Origin of the sequence: Oscillibacter sp. PC13 (assembly GCF_900115635.1) — a bacterium.
Classification (GTDB): domain Bacteria; phylum Bacillota; class Clostridia; order Oscillospirales; family Oscillospiraceae; genus Oscillibacter.
On sequence record NZ_FOXE01000007.1, the window covers coordinates 54,660 to 73,896 of the forward strand.

At 50.8% G+C, this 19,237-nt stretch carries 17 protein-coding genes and 1 pseudogene; all 18 read right to left on the bottom strand.

What is annotated here, in order from left to right:
• Positions 1 to 37 precede the first annotated feature (37 nt).
• The 18 genes and pseudogenes from BMZ81_RS05565 to BMZ81_RS05650 all read right to left on the bottom strand — a co-directional run bounded on the left by BMZ81_RS05565 (position 38) and on the right by BMZ81_RS05650 (position 19,165).
• A complete protein-coding gene (locus tag BMZ81_RS05565) occupies positions 38 to 1,795 on the bottom strand; it encodes an antirestriction protein ArdA (RefSeq protein WP_242942575.1) in 1,758 nt (585 codons plus the stop codon).
• Between the two features lie 13 nt (positions 1,796 to 1,808).
• Positions 1,809 to 2,021 (bottom strand): transposon-transfer assisting family protein, encoded by a 213-nt coding sequence (locus BMZ81_RS05570; RefSeq protein WP_242942576.1) that lies wholly within the window; start codon positions 2,019 to 2,021, stop codon positions 1,809 to 1,811.
• The gene (locus BMZ81_RS05575) at positions 2,018 to 3,253 is read right to left on the bottom strand and encodes a MutS N-terminal domain-containing protein (RefSeq protein ID WP_091129621.1); all 1,236 of its coding nucleotides are present in this window, start codon (positions 3,251 to 3,253) and stop codon (positions 2,018 to 2,020) included. The genes BMZ81_RS05570 and BMZ81_RS05575 overlap by 4 nt, the downstream gene beginning before the upstream one ends.
• Positions 3,254 to 3,258: 5 nt before the next feature.
• A pseudogene (locus BMZ81_RS05580) lies at positions 3,259 to 5,043 on the bottom strand (DUF3849 domain-containing protein); the annotation flags it as partial.
• Between the two features lie 29 nt (positions 5,044 to 5,072).
• Positions 5,073 to 7,142: a DNA topoisomerase 3 gene (locus tag BMZ81_RS05585; RefSeq protein WP_091129626.1), complete on the bottom strand. Its 2,070-nt coding sequence runs from the start codon at positions 7,140 to 7,142 to the stop codon at positions 5,073 to 5,075.
• On the bottom strand, positions 7,139 to 7,936 hold the full coding sequence (locus BMZ81_RS05590; protein ID WP_091129629.1) for a DUF4366 domain-containing protein: 798 nt from the start codon (positions 7,934 to 7,936) through the stop codon (positions 7,139 to 7,141). Before BMZ81_RS05590 ends, BMZ81_RS05585 begins: the two co-directional genes overlap by 4 nt.
• Positions 7,929 to 8,168, bottom strand: coding sequence for a DUF4315 family protein (locus BMZ81_RS05595; RefSeq protein WP_091129632.1), 240 nt, complete (start codon positions 8,166 to 8,168; stop codon positions 7,929 to 7,931). Before BMZ81_RS05595 ends, BMZ81_RS05590 begins: the two co-directional genes overlap by 8 nt.
• Before the next feature lie 17 nt (positions 8,169 to 8,185).
• Positions 8,186 to 10,378, bottom strand: a complete 2,193-nt coding sequence (locus BMZ81_RS05600) for a C40 family peptidase (protein ID WP_091129634.1) — start codon at positions 10,376 to 10,378, stop codon at positions 8,186 to 8,188.
• A complete protein-coding gene (locus tag BMZ81_RS05605) occupies positions 10,378 to 11,208 on the bottom strand; it encodes a DNA-methyltransferase (protein WP_242942577.1) in 831 nt (276 codons plus the stop codon). Before BMZ81_RS05605 ends, BMZ81_RS05600 begins: the two co-directional genes overlap by 1 nt.
• Positions 11,209 to 11,361: 153 nt before the next feature.
• Entirely contained in the window at positions 11,362 to 12,000 is a 639-nt protein-coding gene (locus BMZ81_RS05610; RefSeq protein WP_091129639.1) for a nitrogen fixation protein, read from the bottom strand.
• 14 nt (positions 12,001 to 12,014) lie between these two features.
• Complete coding sequence (locus BMZ81_RS05615; RefSeq protein ID WP_207645610.1) at positions 12,015 to 14,501, bottom strand: VirB4-like conjugal transfer ATPase, CD1110 family; 2,487 nt, start codon at positions 14,499 to 14,501, stop codon at positions 12,015 to 12,017.
• On the bottom strand, positions 14,416 to 14,805 hold the full coding sequence (locus tag BMZ81_RS05620) for a PrgI family protein (RefSeq protein ID WP_091129644.1): 390 nt from the start codon (positions 14,803 to 14,805) through the stop codon (positions 14,416 to 14,418). The genes BMZ81_RS05615 and BMZ81_RS05620 overlap by 86 nt, the downstream gene beginning before the upstream one ends.
• Positions 14,747 to 15,361 carry an MT-A70 family methyltransferase gene (locus BMZ81_RS05625; RefSeq protein ID WP_091129647.1) on the bottom strand — a complete coding sequence of 205 codons (615 nt, stop codon included), beginning with the start codon at positions 15,359 to 15,361 and terminating at the stop codon, positions 14,747 to 14,749. The genes BMZ81_RS05620 and BMZ81_RS05625 overlap by 59 nt, the downstream gene beginning before the upstream one ends.
• A 10-nt stretch (positions 15,362 to 15,371) precedes the next feature.
• Positions 15,372 to 16,241: a VirB6/TrbL-like conjugal transfer protein, CD1112 family gene (locus BMZ81_RS05630; RefSeq protein ID WP_091129649.1), complete on the bottom strand. Its 870-nt coding sequence runs from the start codon at positions 16,239 to 16,241 to the stop codon at positions 15,372 to 15,374.
• A gap of 37 nt (positions 16,242 to 16,278) precedes the next feature.
• Positions 16,279 to 16,491: a Maff2 family mobile element protein gene (locus tag BMZ81_RS05635; RefSeq protein WP_091129651.1), complete on the bottom strand. Its 213-nt coding sequence runs from the start codon at positions 16,489 to 16,491 to the stop codon at positions 16,279 to 16,281.
• Between the two features lie 86 nt (positions 16,492 to 16,577).
• The gene (locus tag BMZ81_RS05640; protein ID WP_091129654.1) at positions 16,578 to 16,790 is read right to left on the bottom strand and encodes a Maff2 family mobile element protein; all 213 of its coding nucleotides are present in this window, start codon (positions 16,788 to 16,790) and stop codon (positions 16,578 to 16,580) included.
• Positions 16,791 to 16,889: 99 nt separating this feature from the next.
• A complete protein-coding gene (locus tag BMZ81_RS05645; RefSeq protein ID WP_091129655.1) occupies positions 16,890 to 18,677 on the bottom strand; it encodes a VirD4-like conjugal transfer protein, CD1115 family in 1,788 nt (595 codons plus the stop codon).
• Positions 18,674 to 19,165: a PcfB family protein gene (locus BMZ81_RS05650; protein WP_091129657.1), complete on the bottom strand. Its 492-nt coding sequence runs from the start codon at positions 19,163 to 19,165 to the stop codon at positions 18,674 to 18,676. Before BMZ81_RS05650 ends, BMZ81_RS05645 begins: the two co-directional genes overlap by 4 nt.
• Positions 19,166 to 19,237 lie beyond the last annotated feature (72 nt).

Genomic DNA, 19,237 nt, shown 5'->3' on the forward strand with positions numbered 1-19,237 from the left:
AAGAATGCCCACTCATCCTTCCATTTCTGGCTGCGGCTCATAATTCCAGATCCCCCTTGCGCTCCTTGTGCGGCACGGGTTTGTCCCTTGTAGGCTCGGACTTCGATGCTTTGAGCCTGTCCATGATGGAGGACTTTTCACATTTCTCAGCGGACTTGTCCTCCTTAGGACCGTTGTTGATAATCCCATCAATCATGCCGTAGTCATCCTCCATAGACATCTCAGCAGCTTTCAGCGGATTTTCCCGTTCCAGAGCGGCAATCCACTCAACCTTTTCAACGCCGAAAATACCGCCCTGAGCTGCGTGTGCCTTGAGTTCGCTGGCATCCATGACCATGCCCTCCGTGTTATCGCCGTAAAGACGATAGACGGTGCAGGACTGCATAACCTTTGCCGCAGCTTCCTCTCTCATCGGCAGCATACCACCCCACGAATAACCATACTCCTTCATCTCGTCAACAGAGATGCTGTCATCCGGCATCCGATCAACTGGCATGACCTCCTGACGAAGCAGATCAACGGTATGCTCGTCAAAGCCGTCATAGACATCGGAGATCGCCAGCTTGCCGTAGTTATCGACGATAATGCAAGCAGCTTCATCACCATAGGTGTCATGCTCCATGAGCCAGAAGGTATGACCGTCAACCTCCTTGTGATCAATCGCGTGCCAAGTCCCGATATGACCGGACACTGCCAGACCAGAGGTGTCTGCGTTGACCTCAAAATCCTTCTGTTCCGCTGCCTGATGCTCCTGCTGCTCTTCGGAAATCATGGGAATAGCAACAATCCTGTCTCCGAGCTTTGCGAACTGCTCAGGCGTTTTGAAGTGATCGGTAAACTTCTGCATCAGTTCCGGAGAAAGAGAGCCGAAGCTGTCCTCCGTCAGCCCGCTAACCATAAAGGTTCCGGCAACGATGTCATAGATGTCTCCGTCATCATCCCGGAGAGCGCGGTTCAGCGGAAGTCCTTCGAGCTTTGCTTCCTCGTTGCATACAATAGCAACCGGCTCTTCAAAGGGATAGACCGCTTCAATGTAGCCGCCAACCTCATGCTGCAAGGACTCAAGACCGGAGTCAATCTCCTTTGCATACGGCTCTTTTCCCGGCTCAACAATCAGAACGGTTATGGTACTGTCATGATCCTGCTCTTCTCCGGAACCGGTAATCCGGTACTCATCGGGAATATCCTCCCGTGTTCCGTCAAAGTAGTGATTCCAGCCGTCTCCGGTATTGCGGATGTAGCCTTCGTCGGTGAATTTGCCGCTCTCATCCATTGCAATGTCGCGTCCGAAACGCTCATAGTCAATGTAGTTGGCAAGAGGTCCGAGTTCCTTTTCGGAGTAAATACCGGCATCGTGAGCATAGTAGTAGCCGAGATCCGATTCGTCGTGAATATCGGGGATAAAGTCGTAGCAGTCCAGATTGTAGGTCAGGTTGATAAGATCGTCGATGTCATTGACCTCATCGCAGCCGCTCTCTACGATGGCAACGAACTTTTCCTGCTCCCATTTGTCCATCTCGTCGATACGGGACGCGAGATAATTGAGCTTATCGAGGCTTTCATACTCACCGAGCATATCATAAACACCGTGTACCGGGCATTCGTAGTCGGTGATAAACCATTCCTCATAAACCTGACCGAACTCATCCTTTGAGCCGATCCCGATACGCTCAAAGACCTTCTGCATTTCCTCTTCGGTAGTCGGGAACTTCACCCATTCACCGACAAGTACACCTTCGTTGTACTTACCGAGGTTCGTAACAAATGCTTCAAAGTTTCCATCTAAAACGGGCATAGGCATACTCCTTTCAATCATCCATCATGCTGTCCGGCGCGATATACTGCGCATCGAACTCGGCATCCGTGATATTTTCGAGTTTCCGAACTGTCTTGCAAATCAGCTCGGCAATGCCGCTGTCCAGCTCCTTGCTGGGCAGCTTTTTCATTTCAGAGATGAGCTTGCTGCGGCTGGAAGTGTCGAAGCAGCACATCAAATTGGTTTCTTCCACGGTGAAAATCATAATTCCATATCCTTTCCCTTAATTTTTTGCGGTCTGTCCTTTGATTTAGGCTGCTCTTTTTGCGTCGTTTTCAGCTTGTCTCGGATGGAAATGCGCTCGGAAGCCTTCTTCGGAATCGTATCGTAAATAGTAATCCCGGCATCCTCTACGAAGCTGCGCACATAGGCTATGCTTTCTGTGAATGGAACTGCGTTCGTTCCATCGGAAAGATTGATGAGACGGACTTCATCCGCCGCATAGTCAACGGCATCAATTTTGCACTTCGTGCTGTCTACCATGAGAGTTGCGCCTATGGGAATATAATCCGCGCCCTTGAGTTCCTTGAAGATTTCTCCGCTCTTGATGAGAAGGACATCCTCGCCCGTTTTCCATAGTTTGTGAGAACCGGCTACCCACTCAGCTTCGCGGAAACCGGTGACGGGAATGTTTGGCTTCCCGTGTACCTTTTTCTCAAGCAGTTTTGCTCCGAGAAGCGGGGCTGCTTTTCTGGCATCTTCACCGTAAAGCTCAAAGTAACCGTTCTGTGCAAAGCAAACCATCGCGTCGGGATGCTTCTGTTTAATTGCTACATATTTCCGCAGCTCTGCAACCGGAAGCGGAGCAAGCATTTCTGCTTTCTTGCCATGCTGTACGGCAAGTTGATGAATATGCTCGTCTATATCTCCGCTTTTTGCATGATAGCTTGTTTTGAAACGCTCCCGGCTCAGGATCATTTGCAGCTCTCGTTCGCCTTCGGGGAGAAAGGCAACAGATTTCAAATTGCCGTGATCCTTCTGCATAGCTGCTGCATCACGGCGGTAGGACGAAAACGGGAGATAATAGGTGTTTTGATCCTCAAAGGTGACTGCAACCTTGTCCACAGAAACGGTTAGCTGCTTCATACGATCCACATGAGCGGCATAATCAAGCTCAATGAGGTTTCCGTGAATTATTCCATCCTTGACTTCCGTGATTTCAACCGCATAAGCGAGAATGGGGTCACTTGTCTGATCACGATAGAACTCCCATGTTTTGTTTTCATAGGTGTCTTCGATATAGACCTCCCGTTCTCTCAGAATGTGTGTCCCATTGGGGCGGGACATCCAGAGCAAGTGCTTGTCCTCGGCACTTTCCGATGCCGCCATATCACGAAGCAGCTTTGCATCCAGTTCAAAGTCTTCCTTGTAATGCTTTGTGTGAAGCTCCATGATTTGCCGCATTGCACTGATCAGATCAATATTTTCATATTTCATAGGCATCACTCCAATCCCATATCATGCTTTTTTTCCTTGACCGGAGCTTTGCGTTCCGGCTGGGCTTTGGCAGCAGACTTGAGCTGTTCCCGGATAGACGGCTTTTCCGGTTTTGCTTCCTGCGCTTTTTCCTGCTTGATATACTCAAGAGTAGGCGTCAGCTCCCGGTAGCAGCCCTGCGTTTTCCTTGAAGAATACCGGCGATGAATGGCAAACATCGGCTCACCGTTCTGTATAACCGTGTTGCCGTCGATCTTGATTTTGTGTTGAGCCATGATTTTTTGAGACTGCGCGGAGACTTTTACAGTTGACATCATCCCGTCGTTGGAATAGGCGATTCGAGCCTTGAGTGTGTCCATGACGGCATCTCTGATCTTCCTTTCGTCGGGAGTAAGCCGTGGTTTTGAGGCAGCATTCTTTTCGAGAGTCGGTGTGGTGCCAGCTTCAATCTGCTCCTGAGATTTATCCGGCAGCAAATCCTTGAATTGGTTGATAAAGAGATTGACTAAGCCCGGATGCACCTGACTGACAATAAAGGCATCGCTGTTTTCCTCGCAGACGGAAATCGTTTCTGCCCAATCCTTGTTTTCTGCGTGATACCGCCCGTCGTGAAGATTGTGCTGCACCGTATTTGCCAATACATACTGAACGCGCTCTTCGGGAAACTGCTCAAGCACTGTCTCAACGGCAACTCTTGTGGAGAGCCTGTAATCGACATAGTTCTCGCTGATCGCAGCTTCAATTGCCTCCTTGCAAGCCATATTCGCGTCACGGGAGGTGCGGTAGGCATCCAGCTCACCGGCTTCATAAGCGTAGTTTGCGGTCTCCCGATAGACGGGAACATCGTGATACACCGGCTTTGCTTCGACTTCTACCTCTACGGTCTGCTCCTGCGCTTTCTCTGCAAGCAGCACCTTGAGCTTGCCGTCAATGCTTTCGATCATCTCAGCCGCAGTGCTTCGGATCGTTTCCAAAGAGCCTTTTAACTCCTTGGTTTCCTTATCGGATGACCAACCGGCAATGTAGCCGAAGGAGTAATCCGAGGTTTCAATGCCATATCTCTGGCAAACAGTATAAGCAACACTTTCGGCTTCCACTTCCTTTGTGTGCCTGTCCTTCCGGTCTTCGGGTGCAGCCTTCTCATCGGGATTGATCGCATGGAGCTTTGCGTGAGCAATCTCGTGAATCGCCGTTTTGATTGTCTGGATTTCACTCATGCCTTTCTGAATGGCAATGCGGCGGTCTTCCAGATGGTAGTAGCCCTTCGCACCACCGGAAATATCTTCAAAAGCAATGGGGACGGGAGATATTTGTGTGAGAGCTTCAAAAAAGGCAGCGTAGTTCTCTACGCTGCCGGTCAGCTCATCCACAACAATATCAGGAAGCTCTTTGCCATCGGTCTGAGAAACATCAAAAACGCTGACCACCTTGAAGGCGGGACGCATCACTTCAACCGTCTCCGTGACGGGCTTGCCGTCTGCGTCCAGAATGGGCTTCTGTGTCTGCGGATCTATCTTCTCCATCTCCATTGTTGCCTTATAGGGTGCGGGAGCAAGGATTTTGATTCCTTTCTCGCCTTTCAGGACATGACGGGCAAAATTGCGCTGCCACGAGGTATATCCGGCAATAAGGGTAGCATCCGGTTTCTGCATGGCAATGAGAAGTGTGTTGTTGAACGAGTAATTGTAAAACTTGGACATCGTGCGAAGGTATTCCTTGAAACGCTCGGATTCAAAGAGTTCCTTGATGCCCTGTTCCAGCTTATCTGTGATTTCACGGACTTGCTGGGCATTCTTGTTTTCAGCCATTTCAGACCTCCTTATTTTTCAAACTCCATCTTGAAGCTGATATATTTGCCGCCGGTATCATCCAGCTTGATGATTGCGTCGTAGAGCTGAGGCTTTTTCGGGGTATAAAGCCCGGTCACTCGACACCAGCCCTTGTCAAGCAGCTCCTTTGCAATCTTCTTCGTCAGCTTCTTTTTCTTTGAGGCAAAGAACTTATTGTCCTCCCACATACAGAAGGAACATCCCTTGCCGGAACAGTAATAGTTGCCCTTGCCGACATAGACCGGAGATCCGCAGCGAGGGCATTTGCCGATGACCTCTTTCCCGGATTCAAAGCGATTTGCCTCGGCATCCGAGAGAAAGGGGTAGGTTTTCACGAGATCACCGGTCATCTGAACGATACCCTTGAGGAAAGTGTCCGCATCCGCATTGCCGCGCTCAATCTCCATCAGGGTGTTTTCCCATTCAGCAGTCATCGTGGGTGAAGTGATCTGCTCAGGCAGGACGCAGATGAGATTGTTGCCGTCCTTCGTAGGTACGAGGGATTTGCCCTTGCGCTCGATGAAACCGGATTTCACCAGCTTTTCAATGATACCGGCACGAGTGGCGGGAGTACCAAGCCCTTTCTTTTCGGTATCGTCATCGAACGCTTCATTTCCGGCAGTCTCCATAGCGGACAGTAAGGTATCCTCGGTGTACTGCTTCGGAGGCGTTGTGTAATGCTCGGTGACGCTGGAAAAGACCGTGCTGAGGATATCATTCTCACTGACCGCAGGAAGCATATTCTCAGGTTCTTCCTTGTCCTTTGTTATGAGAGCTGCTTTGAAACGCTGCTCCACAGTCTTCCAGCCTTCCTGAACAACCGTCTTGCCCTTGCTCTTGAACTCGTAGCCTTCGCAGGAGAGCGTAATCTGCGTTTCATCGTAGATGTGCTTCTCACCGGTAGCAGCCAGCAAACGCATCCCCACAAGGCTCAGAATCTTTTGCTCAGACTGCGGCAGCTCGTAGATGTCCTGCTTCTCAAGCTGGACGGTAGGGAGAATGGCATGGTGGTCAGTGACCTTCGCATTGTTGGTGATTCTCTCGATGTTGGGATCAAGCCAGATGCCGTCGAAAACAGGCAGCTTTCGGCAAATAATGTCGATAACCGAACGGGCTGTGCCTCCCATATCATCTGTGATGAATTGGCTGTCGGTACGGGGATAGGTCAGGAGCTTCTTTTCGTAGAGGGACTGCACAAGATCAAGCGTCTGCTGTGCCGTGAAGCCGTAATAGCGGTTTGCTTCACGCTGTAAGGTGGTCAGATCGTAGAGCTTGGGAGGATTGACCGTCTTCGTTTCCTTGCGGACAGAAGAAACGACGGCTTGTTTTTTATCACAAGCCGCCGCAATAGTCTTTGCCTCATCTTCGGTTTTGATTTTCTCCATATCGGCGGTCAGACTGCCGCTCGACACATGGATATTAAAGTATTTCTCCTTCTTGAAAGTGGAGATTTTCCCGTCGCGCTCTACAAGCATTGCCAGTGTAGGGGTCTGAACGCGCCCAACCACCAGCTTCCGATTGTATAGTGTACTGAACAGCCTCGTTCCGTTGATACCGACAATCCAGTCTGCCTTTGAACGGCTGAGAGCAGCTTCATAGAGCCGGTCATACTCGCTGCTGTCATGCAGATGACGGAAGCCCTCGCGGATGGCAGCATCCTCAAGAGAGCTGATCCAGAGACGCTTGAACGGCTTCTTGCATCCGGCTTTGTTGTAGACAAGACGGAAAATCAGCTCACCCTCGCGTCCTGCATCAGTGGCACAGACAAGCTCGGTGACGCGCTTGTCCCTCATGAGATCACGCAGCACCTTGAACTGCTGCGCTTTATCCTTCGGAACTTCAAAAAGCCATTCCTCCGGCACGATGGGCAGATCATCGTATCTCCACTTGGCATAGCGTTCATCGTAGGAGCTTGCATCCGCAAGCCCCACGAGATGACCGACACACCATGAGACGATGTAGTTGTTTCCTTCGAGATAGCCGTCCTTGCGAGAGACTGCGCCCAACACCTTCGCAATAGACTGGGCTACACTCGGCTTTTCAGCGATGACTAAAATCAAATGTCTTCATCCTCCGTTTCCTCATCGGCAGCAATATCAGGCTCGGCATCCTCATTGATATAAGGTTCTTCCTCGTAGCCCTCATCGTCGTAGAAGTCCAGGTCTTCATCCTTCTGCTTTTTGCCGCGAATGAACTTGAAGTAGTAATAAGCCGCACCGCCAATGCCGACAATGGCAATTACGCCGATAATCATGCCCATGTTGCTGTTCTTTTCCGGTTCCTCCACGGGAGTCACGGTAGGAGCATCCTCTGCGGGAGCTTCCGGTTCAGGTGTTGCACCGGCGCATTCGCTCATGTTATTTTTGCAGACCGGGCAGGATGTATTTACCGCACCGGCTTCGCAATGGTTTTCACAAACACAGGTTGTCAGAGCTTCCACAGCAGCGTCATCCATCAGAGCAAGCAGATCGGCTTCGTCCACCATGTTCAGGAAGTAGGTCTGATACTGTTCCTCTTCCTCGTTGATGGGCGCATCGTAGTCGATGACAATGTAGAAGGTATTGCCGCTCTTAGTTTGAACGGTAATGAACTGCTTGTTGGTTGCCTTGTCATAAAGCAAATCGCGGGTATAGGCATTGCCTTCCTCGTCAATCGGCTCACCTTCGGGCAGAACAGGCTCGTCCTTTTCCGGTTCTGTGCTGTCGGGCATATCCTCCGGCTGCGTTGCCTCGGTTACGGGGAGATTCTGTTCGGTGTCATCCGCATAGGCAAACGCCGTAACGGAAAAGCTGCATACCAGCATCAAACAGAGCGCAAATGCCGTCAGAAGTCGCAATCCTTTTTTCTTACTCATGCTCAGATACCTCCGTATATTCGTCGATTTCGGGCTTGCTGCCCTTCATGTTGGAGAGGAAAGCCATAATCTGATCCTTGTCCATCACCATAGCGCGGACAGTGTTGATGATCTCAAGGTTTTCCAGCTCAGTTTTCTTGTCATACAGCTCCTTGAGCTGCGCCTGAAGGTCTTCCACCTTCTTTTCAGTCTTTGCAATGTCAGCGCAGACCTTCTGATACTTGGGATTCATAGGGAAGCTCCTTTCGTTTAATAGTCGGGTCTTCCAAAGGCATAGAAATGAGACTGCCAATAGGAAGAGCTGATTGAGGTGTATTGGACGGGATCGCCGCAGTGCAGCATCACATTATCGCCCACATAAATGCCCACATGAGACACGCCGGGCGTATCGTAGGTGCCGACAAAAAAGATCAGATCACCAGGCTTTGCGTTCGCCTTTGATACGGGCGTGCAGACATTGTAAAGCCCCTGCGCACCAAGTCTTCCGGTGTTGACCAGCCCTGAATTTGTCAGGACATAGGAAACAAAGCCGGAGCAGTCAAAGGATGTACTCGGATTGCTGCCGCCCCACACATAGGGATAATTCAGGTATTTCTCGGCTTCCGCAATAAGCGTCGCAAAGGTTTCATCCGTCAGATAGTCGGGATTGACCGTATAGTCGGCGGGAGGGTTTGTGATGTACTTGTCTACATAACCGGAATCCGGGAACAGATCCTCACGGTTGCCGACCACAGACATATAGGTGGCATACATGGAAAGCTCATCCTGCGACATGATGTAGACCGGAACATGGGACAGATTGAAGTTTTCCAGCTTCACATTGCAGATGTAATAGTCGTAGGGAACGCGCACCGTATATGTGTAGGTTTCGATATGGGATTCTCCGGTGTCCGGATCTGTAACCGTCCTCGTGCCGGTACGGGTTTCTGTGCGGTAACGGGTTTCGCGGATGACCTCTTCGGTGAGGATGTACTGCTTTTCAAAAAGCATATCCAGCGTCCCCTGTACCTCGGATAAGGTGAACTCCCCCTCATGCAGCGCGGACAAAATGGAAATCAGCACATAGGGATCATGCTCAATGTCGTCCAGATCAAAGTGATACTCGTCGTAGCTGTGTGTGGCTTCGTAGTTATCGAGCTTTCGTTGCAGCTCTGCTTCCATCTCACAATACCTTGCCTCGGCGTCAAGCATTGCCTCGTCTTCGCTGAGATAAGAGGATGCAATAATCGCAGAACCGGTGGACGAAAACATTGCCGTACAAGAGCTGATACCGGCGGCAAACAGGATGAGAACCATAATCCCGACACCGAGCCAGAGGAAGACCTTCTTGTTTTTGGCAAAGAACTCCTTGACCTTATCCGCTGCCTTTTCGCCGGTCTTCTTTCCGGTTTTCTGTGTAGCTGCTGCTGCCGTCTGAGAGCCGGACTTTCGAGCTGCGGCGTATTCCTTCTTGATGGCTTGCTTTTGATAGTGTTTGTTCATATTGGGACGCTGCTTCTTCATCTCAGGATGCTCCTGCTGGGTTTTCTCGTAATGGAGCTTTGTATCAGCAGCTTGCGCCTCATGTTCCAGCTTGGAAACCTTCTCAAAGGGCTTGTTTGCCTGACTTTGACGGTGATGGCTGTAATGACGGGCAGCAGCCTCCGCAACGATCTCTGTCCGGTGTGCCGCTTCTACACCTGAGTTTTCCTGTTCGACCTCATGGATTTTTCCATGAATGCCGGATGCCAGCGTATCACCGACCTTGCGGACGGTTTTCTCTGTTTCAAAAGACAATTTGCTCTGTCCCTTGGGCTGCTTGATCTCGTCCTCAAAATGAAGGCGTGTCTTCGGCTTGCCCTTTTCCTCATCGAAGACACGCTCCTTCTTGAGGACCTTCTTTGTGGGCAGCTTCTCACGGGCGGCATCCAGACGCTCATGCGCCTTCTCGGACTTCTTTTCAAGCCGTTGGATTTTCCTTGTGGCAGGAATCCCTTCGTCGGGCACAGGCTGATCCGCAGCCGTTTTTGCCGCTTGCTTCAGGACAACTTCACCGTCTACATTCCTGACAGCATCCGTTTTTCGGATTTTGCTTGAAACTACGGTATCAGCAACTACACGCCCGACATTGACATGGGACGAGCGCTGAATATCCACGACAGACGGAATGGGAGAAGCTGTGCCATGTACGGGCAGCTCTCCGGGCTTGTACTCCGGCTGGATTTGCTCGGTGGGGACTTTCTCTGCATCCGGCTCAAATTCTTCCGGTCTTGGCTGTCTGCGCTTGACTTCCTCTTCCGGAGCTTTTGCCGCAGCAGTTTCAAGCGGTTTTACGAGCTGGGCGTCTTCGGGCCTTTGTGAGATTTTCTCGGAGGTGCCTTCCGTGAGGTTTTCTTCGACAGCACCCTCCCGCGTCATTCTCATGACAACCTTGTCTTTGGGCTTGTACTCTTCGCGTGGCATCAGATTTCACCTCCAATCCGCGCATAGGCAAGCTCGGTGAACGCAGGATTCAACTCAATGCCGACATAATGCCGATTGAGCTGCTTTGCAACCATGCCGGTTGTCCCGCTTCCCATAAACGGGTCGAGAACAATGCCGCCTTCGGGACATCCTGCAAGAAGACAGGTTTCCACCAGCTTCGGAGGATAGGCAGCGTAGTGACCGCCCTTGAAGGGGACGGTGTTGATAATCCAGACATCTCGCTTGTTTCGGAGCGGATTGATCATCGCATCCGTGACTTCGCCGCGCTCCCGTGGACGGTTGATGGTCTGCACCTGAGACTGTCCGGGAATCGCCTTGCCGAACTTATTGCCGCCCTTCATGCCGCGCTTGAGCCGTTCTGCCGTTGCAGGAGCAATCGGTTCGGAGATTGCTTTGTGGTCAAAGTGGTATCTCCTTGACTTGGAGAAGAGAAAAATATGCTCATAGCAACGGGCGCAGCGGTCTTTGACGCTTTCCGGCATGGGGTTTTCCTTCATCCAGATGATGTCGTTTCGTAGATACCAGCCGGAGTCACGGAGAGCAAATGCCAGCATCCACGGAATGCCGATCATGTCCTTCGGCTTGCAGCCCTCAACCTTGTAGTTGAGAGCCACAGCCTGACCATTTCTGCCGTTGGGATTTTTCGGGTCCACGAAGTCACCCTGATGACCTTTACCGGCATAAGTGTCGGAGATGTTGAGCCATAGCGTTCCATCGGAACGCAAAACACGCCTGACTTCCGTGAAAACCTCGGTCAGACGCGCGATATATTCTTTGGGCGATGCCTCTCTGCCAATCTGTTCCTCCATTCCGTAATCGCGGAGTGCGTAATACGGAGGGGATGTGACGCAGCAATGGACGCTTTCATTGGGCAGCGTCTTCAGGACTTCGAGACAATCACCGGTATAAATTGTGTCGAGCTGTATAGCGGTTTCCTCCTTCCTCAGATTTGTCAGTTACACTTAATCAGAGAAGTATTCCTCCGGCTCGTAATCATCTTCGATCTCATCTTCCCATCGGTCAAAGATAGCCTCGGCTTCCTTTGCCGCCTCACGGTAAAGCGAAAGGCGGCTCTTTTCGTACTCCGCATAAGCGGGCATGAATTTTGCCATTTCCTGAATGAAGCGGATGTCCTTGGTGCGCATATCCGATACCATGTCGATCAGCTCTGCCATCGTCAGAAGGTCATCGATCATGTCCTCGTACTGCCCCTTGAAGATGGTGACGGTTTCCTCGTCCTCATCGTCATCAGCATCCTCTGCCTCCGCAAAGGGATAGTCGTTGCTGCACTCGGACTTGGGGATGTAGTGGAAATGCCGCTCTTCGCCGCACTTGGTCAGCTCGGCGTTGATATACGCCATCAGCTCATTGCAGCCTTCAAGGATTGCTTCCCGGACATGGAGATAGGCGCGATGATGCTTGCGCAGCATCTCTTCCTCACGGATGAGCCGCACCAGCTCGGCGGTCATTTCGATCAAGCCGAAGTAGCTGTCCATGCCCTCCTTGACAGTGCGGAAGGTCATCCGGACCTCTTTGTCACCAAACTTCTCGGTGAACTCGTTGATGATGTCGTTCGTGGGGTGGTTCATGTTCTTGTTCATATAGATAATCCTCCTTAGTTCTGCATGGTTTCTTCGGGTTTAGTGGTCATGATACGGTAGAGCATCGTATTCTTCGGGAAATCGTCCTTGAAGGGAACGATGGTAGAGCCGTAGAAGATCAAGCCCTCACCGGCATTGGAGTTGGTGATGTAGTTCTGCTGGCTGGGGGAGATATTCAGAGCTTCCGAGAGAATCTTTCTGTCTCCGCTTGCCTGATTCAGAAGGTACACAAAATCTGAGTTTTCAAAGATGTTCTCAACCTCGCGGGAGGCAAGCAGATCCTTGACATTCTGCGTGATCCCGGTGGGAATGCCGCCCCATTTACGGAATCGCTTCCAAATCTCCACGCTGTACGCTGCCGTCTGTTCCTCTTTCAGCAGCAGATGGAACTCGTCCATGTAGTAGCGCGTTGCCTTGTGCTGGGCGCGGTTGACGGTTACTCTGTTCCAGACCTGATCCTGCACAATGAGCATACCGAGCTTTTTGAGCTGCTTGCCCAGCTCCTTGATGTCGTAGCAGACGAAGCGATTGTTGACATCCACATTCGTTCTGTGATTGAAGACATTCAGAGAGCCGTGAACATAAATCTCAAGGGCAGTGGCAATACGCTGTGCCTCCGGCTCAGACTGACTGCGCAGGATGTTGTAGAGGTCTTCCAGAATGGGCATCTTCTCCGGCACGGGATCGGAAAGGTAGTCCTGATAGACCATGCGGACACTGCGGTCAATGATGGTCTTCTCGACCGGCTGCAAGCCGTCTTTGCCTCCGACAATCAGCTCACACATGGAGAGAATAAAGTCGGATTTCAGTGTCAGCGGGTTTTCCTCTTCGGAGTAATTCAGGTTGATGTCCAGCGGGTTGATATAGTCGGGGCTGATGGGCGAAATGCGAATCACCTGACCGCCGAGCTTTTGGACAAGGGGATAATACTCGGCTTCGGGGTCACAGACGATGATGTCATCCTCTGTGATCAGGAAGGCATTAGTCATCTCACGCTTTGCGGAGAAGGATTTGCCGCTGCCGGGGGTGCCGAGAATCAGCCCGTTGGGGTTTTTAAGCTGCTTGCGGTCCACCATGATCATGTTGTTGGACAGCGCATTCAGACCGTAATAAAGTGCCTGACCGTCCTGAAAAAGCTCCTGCGACACGAAGGGCATGAAGATTGCCGTGGAAGAGGTAGTCAACCCGCGCTCAATTTCGATCTGATTCAGACCGATAGGCAGCGAGGACATCAGCCCTTCCTCCTGCTGGAAGTCGAGCCGTTTGAGTGCGCAGTTGTACTTCTGGGCGATGGATGCCGTCTGGAACACCGCATTTTCAAGGCGAACACGGGACGGCGCAGTGTTCATGATGAGAATGGTCACAAGGAACATTCTCTCGTTTCTCGTCTGGAGATCCTGCAACAGACGCTTTGCTTCGCCGCCATAGGTGGCAAGGTCGGAGGGGATAATCTCCATGTCATAGCCGGAGCGAACTGCCTTTTTCTGCTCTTCAATCTTCATCTTGTCCAGATCGGTGATTTTGGACTTGATGCTCTTGATTGCCTTTGCCTGATCGATGGTACGAATATGAAAATTGACCGTAATGTTGGTGTCCATGTCGAGGAAGTCTGCCAACATACGGTCATTCAGCTCAGGGGCGAGAATCTGCAAAAAGCTCACCGCACCGATGGTTTTTCCCATCTTGAAGCACTTGCCCTCGGAGAAATCAAAGGAAGTAGGTGCGATGAAGTCCTTGGAAGAAAGCCCTGTTCTGGCTACCATGTCAAAGGAGAACCGGAACGGCTCATTGCTGTCCATGTTGAAAACATCGTGCAGCACCTTCAACCTTTCGTAGCCGGACAGCGGCTCGGTGGTTACGCCCAGCGTTTTGAAGTTGTTGAGAATATCGGTTTCAATCCGATCCAGCTTTGCCTTTGCCGCTCTGAGAGAATCGGCTTCGATGCCGAAGGTGATGTACTTTCGCTTGAGCAGACCGTTGTTTCCCTTGGTGAGCTGGTTTTGGAGCATATCCGAGTATTCGCGGCGGATGTCATTGAAGGCATCATCCTGATCCGGGATATGAACCTGTTTCTTGAACTCATTGATGCTGGTTCTCTGATTGATGAAGGAGAGCTGAAAGAAGATGGAGCTGTCGAAGTAGTTGAGGAAGTCGCACCAGTTTTCAAAGATGGCGGTCTTGTCCTCATTCTGCGCAAGCTGGTAATTGATGTCGTTGAAACGAATGGTCTTGGTGTAAAGGCGATGGTTCACCTTGCAGATACCGTCGCGGCACATTTCCACATAAGGGATGGACTGCTGTGCGGACTTGGGGATTTTCTTTGCCTTCTTGTCCTTTTTCTTCTGCATGACAATCCGCTTCTTCTCCTGTGCGGACAGCGCATCTCCATACACCTTGCCGTTTTTGATGGTTTTCTTAGGGGCGGCGTTTGCCCTTGCCGTCGTGCTGTTGTTCAAGCTGCAATTCCTCCTGTTCCTTGATTTTTTGCTGAATGACAGCATAGAGATTGTTTGTGCGATACGGACGCACCTTGTCCCTCAGAAACATGGACTTCACCACATGACCGAGGATTTTTTCTGCCGGTTGCCCGTCCTTTTCGTAAAGTGCGAAGAAGATGAACGGGAGCATGATCACAACCATCAGCATTGCCGAGGTTGAAATGCCGAGGCTGGGCTTGGTGAGGAAGTACACGGGAACGCCCATCGCAGCGGCAAGTGCAAAGCAGACGAGCTGCCGCTTGGTCAGATTAAACATGACCTTGGTTTTTACACGATTCAGGTCCTTCGGGACCGGTACAAATGCCATTGGGAACCTCCTTTCCGAGAGTAATGCTGCATTCGACCTCATTGCCCCATACATCCCAACCTTCCGGGGATTGACGGGCAAACAGTTCAATGCGAGGCAGATCGCCCATGAGCTGAACAATGCGGTCACGGGTTTCATCCGGCTTTTTGCTGTGCTGTTCAATGTGGCTCATAATGACCTGATGCACACCGGAGCTTATTCGCTTCGGGTGTCCTTTCGTTGCGAGGATGCAAAGCTCGGCATTGGCGCGAGTCCAGTAGCCCATGCCCCAAAAGAGGCTATCGCTTTTCCGGTTTTGCTTTACCCACACGAAGGCAACGGTCTTATAGGAAAAGCCCCATGCCGCAATAACCTCCAAAGCCTCCTGCAAGCATGGAAAGGTGATCCACATAAAGAGCGCACAGTCCTTCGCCGCAAGCTCTCCAACCGGAAGTGCCTTGATCTCTTCAATGCTCATTGTCGGGTAATGACTTTCCGCAGATCGTCCCTTTCCTTTTTTGGAGTAGGTCCGGTACTGCCACGGAGGATCGGCGTAGATGATGTCGTATTTCTTCATCGCGTCCTCCTTAATGAGCATTGAAAAGTGACTTGGAAAGCGAACCGGTCTTGAAGAGCGAGAAGCAGAGAATGACCGTGTACGCTGCCACCGAGAACAGTGCCGAATGGATATTTGCCGCAATAATCATGTTGTTGATCAGCACCGCATAAATGCCGACACAAATCATGATGAGGAAGCCCTGAAATGCCAGTGCAAACAAGCCTTTGAGATAATTCGTGCCGATGCTGCCCCACTCACGGTTACTCATTGTCGCTATGGGAATCGGCGCAATGCTGACGGTGCAGTAAATCTCAATCATTCGCCCATAGAGGATGACTGTAATGAGAATGGACATAATCTTGAGACACAAGCTGATCATCAGCGTTTCTATGGACAAGCCAAGCAGCTCACCGACACCCATTGCTTCAAAGCTGCTTCGCATGGAATCGAGGGTGGATTGTATGTCGATATTGGTATTGCCGCTGATTACTCCGGCAGCTCCCGCAACGACATTCTGACCGATGTCGAATACCGCCATCACGATGTCAAAGGTATTGGTTACGAGGTAGATCGCGATTGCGGACTTGAAGAACCACTTGAAGAACATCCATGTGTCCATCTCGTGCATATTGTTCTTTTCCGTTATCATGGAAATAAGCTCGTAACACAGCACAAAGGTAATGATGATACCGGCGATGGGGATTATCACGCTTTCGGATAATCCCCGGATCATCGAGTAGATGCCGCCGTTCCATGCGGAGGGGGTCTGTCCCACCTCCGCAGCGATTGTGCCTACCTTATCGTTGACATCGGTGAACATATTGGTCAGGTTGCTTTCAATCCACCCGATAAGCAGTTCCTTGATCGCTTCTTCGATTTTTTCTAAGATACTGCCCAATATTTCACCACCTTTCGGTTATCTGGGATGCTTGGTATCAGAACAGACCGGAGAGCAAGGGAATGAGGGTAGTACCGATCAGCACCACACCGCCGCCAGCCATGAGCTGCTTGATGCCCTGAGATTTTGCACCCGGATTGTCATTGCCGTAGCCCTCCATCAGGTTGACCACGCCCCACACAGCCAGACCGGCACCGAGAGCGATAACAAGCGTCTGCAAAACAGTGATTGCCTGAGTAATAAATGCCATAAAGAAAATCCTCCTTAGTTTTTGTTAAAATGAAGGGAGGGCGCGTCTGTCACGCCCTCCCGGTGGATGGTTTGCCGGACTGCCGATTAAAACAGACCGGAGAGCAGAGGGATCAGGGTAGTGCCGATCAGCACCACACCGCCGCCAGCCATGAGCTGCTTGATGCCCTGAGATTTTGCACCCGGATTGTCGTTGCCGTAGCCTTCCATCAGGTTGACCACGCCCCACACAGCCAGACCGGCACCGAGGGCGATAACGAGAGTCTGCAGAACCGTAATTGCCTGAGAGATAAATGCCATATGCTTTTCCTCCTAAAAATGTTGTGAGTTTTGGATTCTGGGCAAAAAAATAGAAGCCCCGTCGTTGTTCCGCTTCATTGCGCGGTACAAGACGGGGCTTCATTCAGCTTCGATCACGCCCATGTCATAGAGATCGAACTTGTCATTGGGCTTAATAACTGCCTTGCGGGAAAGGTATCTTTCAATGTCAAAGGTGTTTCGCTTATCATAGTCGGACAATAGCCTGTATTTTGGATGCTTCGTTATGTCGTACTTATCACTGAGAAAAGGTCTCACGCCTCTAAGCTGCAAAATACACTTGCCGCCGTCCATAACAGCGATCTCGTCCTGAGACATCAGCTCCTTGCCGGTCTTCTGGTAGTTCAGCCCGTAGGAATTGTTGGTGGATCGGGTTTCCGAAGTGTTGTAAAGGTCAATCGTTTCCTTGCCAAGCACTTCACTTAACTCTTTCAGCGTGGATTTTTCCTTGCCGCCGAGGAAGAGCGTTGCGTCACAGTTGCCGACAATGGTATCGGCTGCATCCTTGTAGATGGTCTTGAGCTGCGACTGGGACTGCAAAATGATGGATGCAGAGATTTCGCGGCTTCGTATGGTTGCAATGAGCTTATCGAACTTCGGAATCTGACCGATATTCGCAAACTCATCGAGCAGACAGCGTACATGAACGGGAAGTCTGCCGCCGTACTCATCATCAGCTTTATCACAGAGAAGGTTGAACATTTGCGAATACATGATGGCACAGACGAAATTGAAGGTGTCATCCGTATCACTGATGATTACAAACAGAGCGGTTTTCCTGTCACCGAGGGCATCCAGCTCCAACTCATCGTAGCTCATCAGCTCTCGCAGTTCAGCTATGTCGAAGGGAGCAAGCCGCGCACCGCAGCTAATTAAGATCGATTTTGCAGTTTTGCCGGCACTTAGCTTGTATTTGCGGTATTGCCGTACTGCAAAGTGTTCCGGGTTTTTGGCTTCCAACTCATCGAACATGATGTCAACGGGATTTTTGAAGGTCTCGTCATCCTCTCTGGCTTCCGAAGCATTGATCATTTCGAGCAAGGTAGTAAAGTTTTTCTCGTGTTCCGGTGCTTCGTACCAGATATAGCCGATGTATGCCTGATAGAGCAGCTTTTCAGCTTTCACCCAGAAATCCTCGCCGGACTTATCGCCATCTCCCTTCGTGTTGACGATGATCGTATTGACCAGCTTGAGGATGTCCTTTTCGCTGCGGATATAGGCAAACGGGTTATAGTGCATAGACTTCTTGAAGTTGATTAGATTCAGGGACTTGATCACATAGCCGTTGCGCTCAAGCATCCGTCCGCAATCGACCAGTAGCGTTCCTTTCGGATCGGTCACAATGTAGCTGACCGGAAAAGACTGAGAGGAACACTGCATCAGGTTTGGCTTCACATAGAAGCGCGTCTTACCTGAGCCAGAACCGCCGATTACCATGACATTTTTGTTCCTGGCATACTTTGGCTGCTTCGGACGGCTGTTCATGGTAAGAGCTTCCGTTTGCGTCAGGATAATGTTGTTGGCGAAATCATCATCCATATAGGGCTTGATGTCCTCCGGTTTTCCCCAACGGGCAGATCCATATTCCTCTCCTTGGCGAAACTTCTTGCGGTTTTTGCCCTTCATGTAGACTGCCAGCTTGAGCAATGCTCCTGCGGCAGCACCAATGAGCAAATCCATCGGATGAAAGCTGGGAAGCGGATTTACGAAAGCAGAACCGAAATTGGCGAAGCCTGTGGTGAGCTTGTCAACAAACTCGGTGCCGGGTGCCATGCGAAAAGCCGCAGCAACCTTGTTGACAAAGTAGAACGCGAACACATACGGGAGATTGAGAAGAATGAGCTTTTTTATGTCGGGCTTTCTTGTCATAGCTCAACGCCTCGATCCTTACTCTTGACCTTAGCCTTTTCACGCTGCTGCTTCTTGGACTGATCCTGCTGTCTGGACAGCTTCCGGCGAAGAGATGGCTGATCCTTCTGCTTGACCGTCTTTGCGGAGAACTCTTTGAACGCCTGTGTCATTACATCGACATCGCGCCCCTTGAAAAAGACAAGGTATCGCGGAGGCTGTTCGGAAGTGTCCTTCTTGAGTGCATAGTCAATCCCGTATTTGCTTGCTGTACGCTCAAAGGACTTGATATTTCCGTCGGTCACTTCGATGTTGCTGATGGCGGCGTTTTGCTCGACGAGATGCTTGATGGACTGCTTCCCGCGATAGGTCTTAGGCTGAGAGGCGGTTTTCTGTGCCTTCTCAATTTCCTCTACGAACTTTTTAAGAGCCTTATCCAGAACCTCTGCGGTGATTTTGCCGCCCTTGATGGCAATAGCAACAACCTTGGTATTTACTTCATCCTGCATGGGAACCTCCTTCCTGAGTTATTGCGAGCGCATTTGCCGCAGTTAAGGCGGCACACCCCGGAGATAGATTGT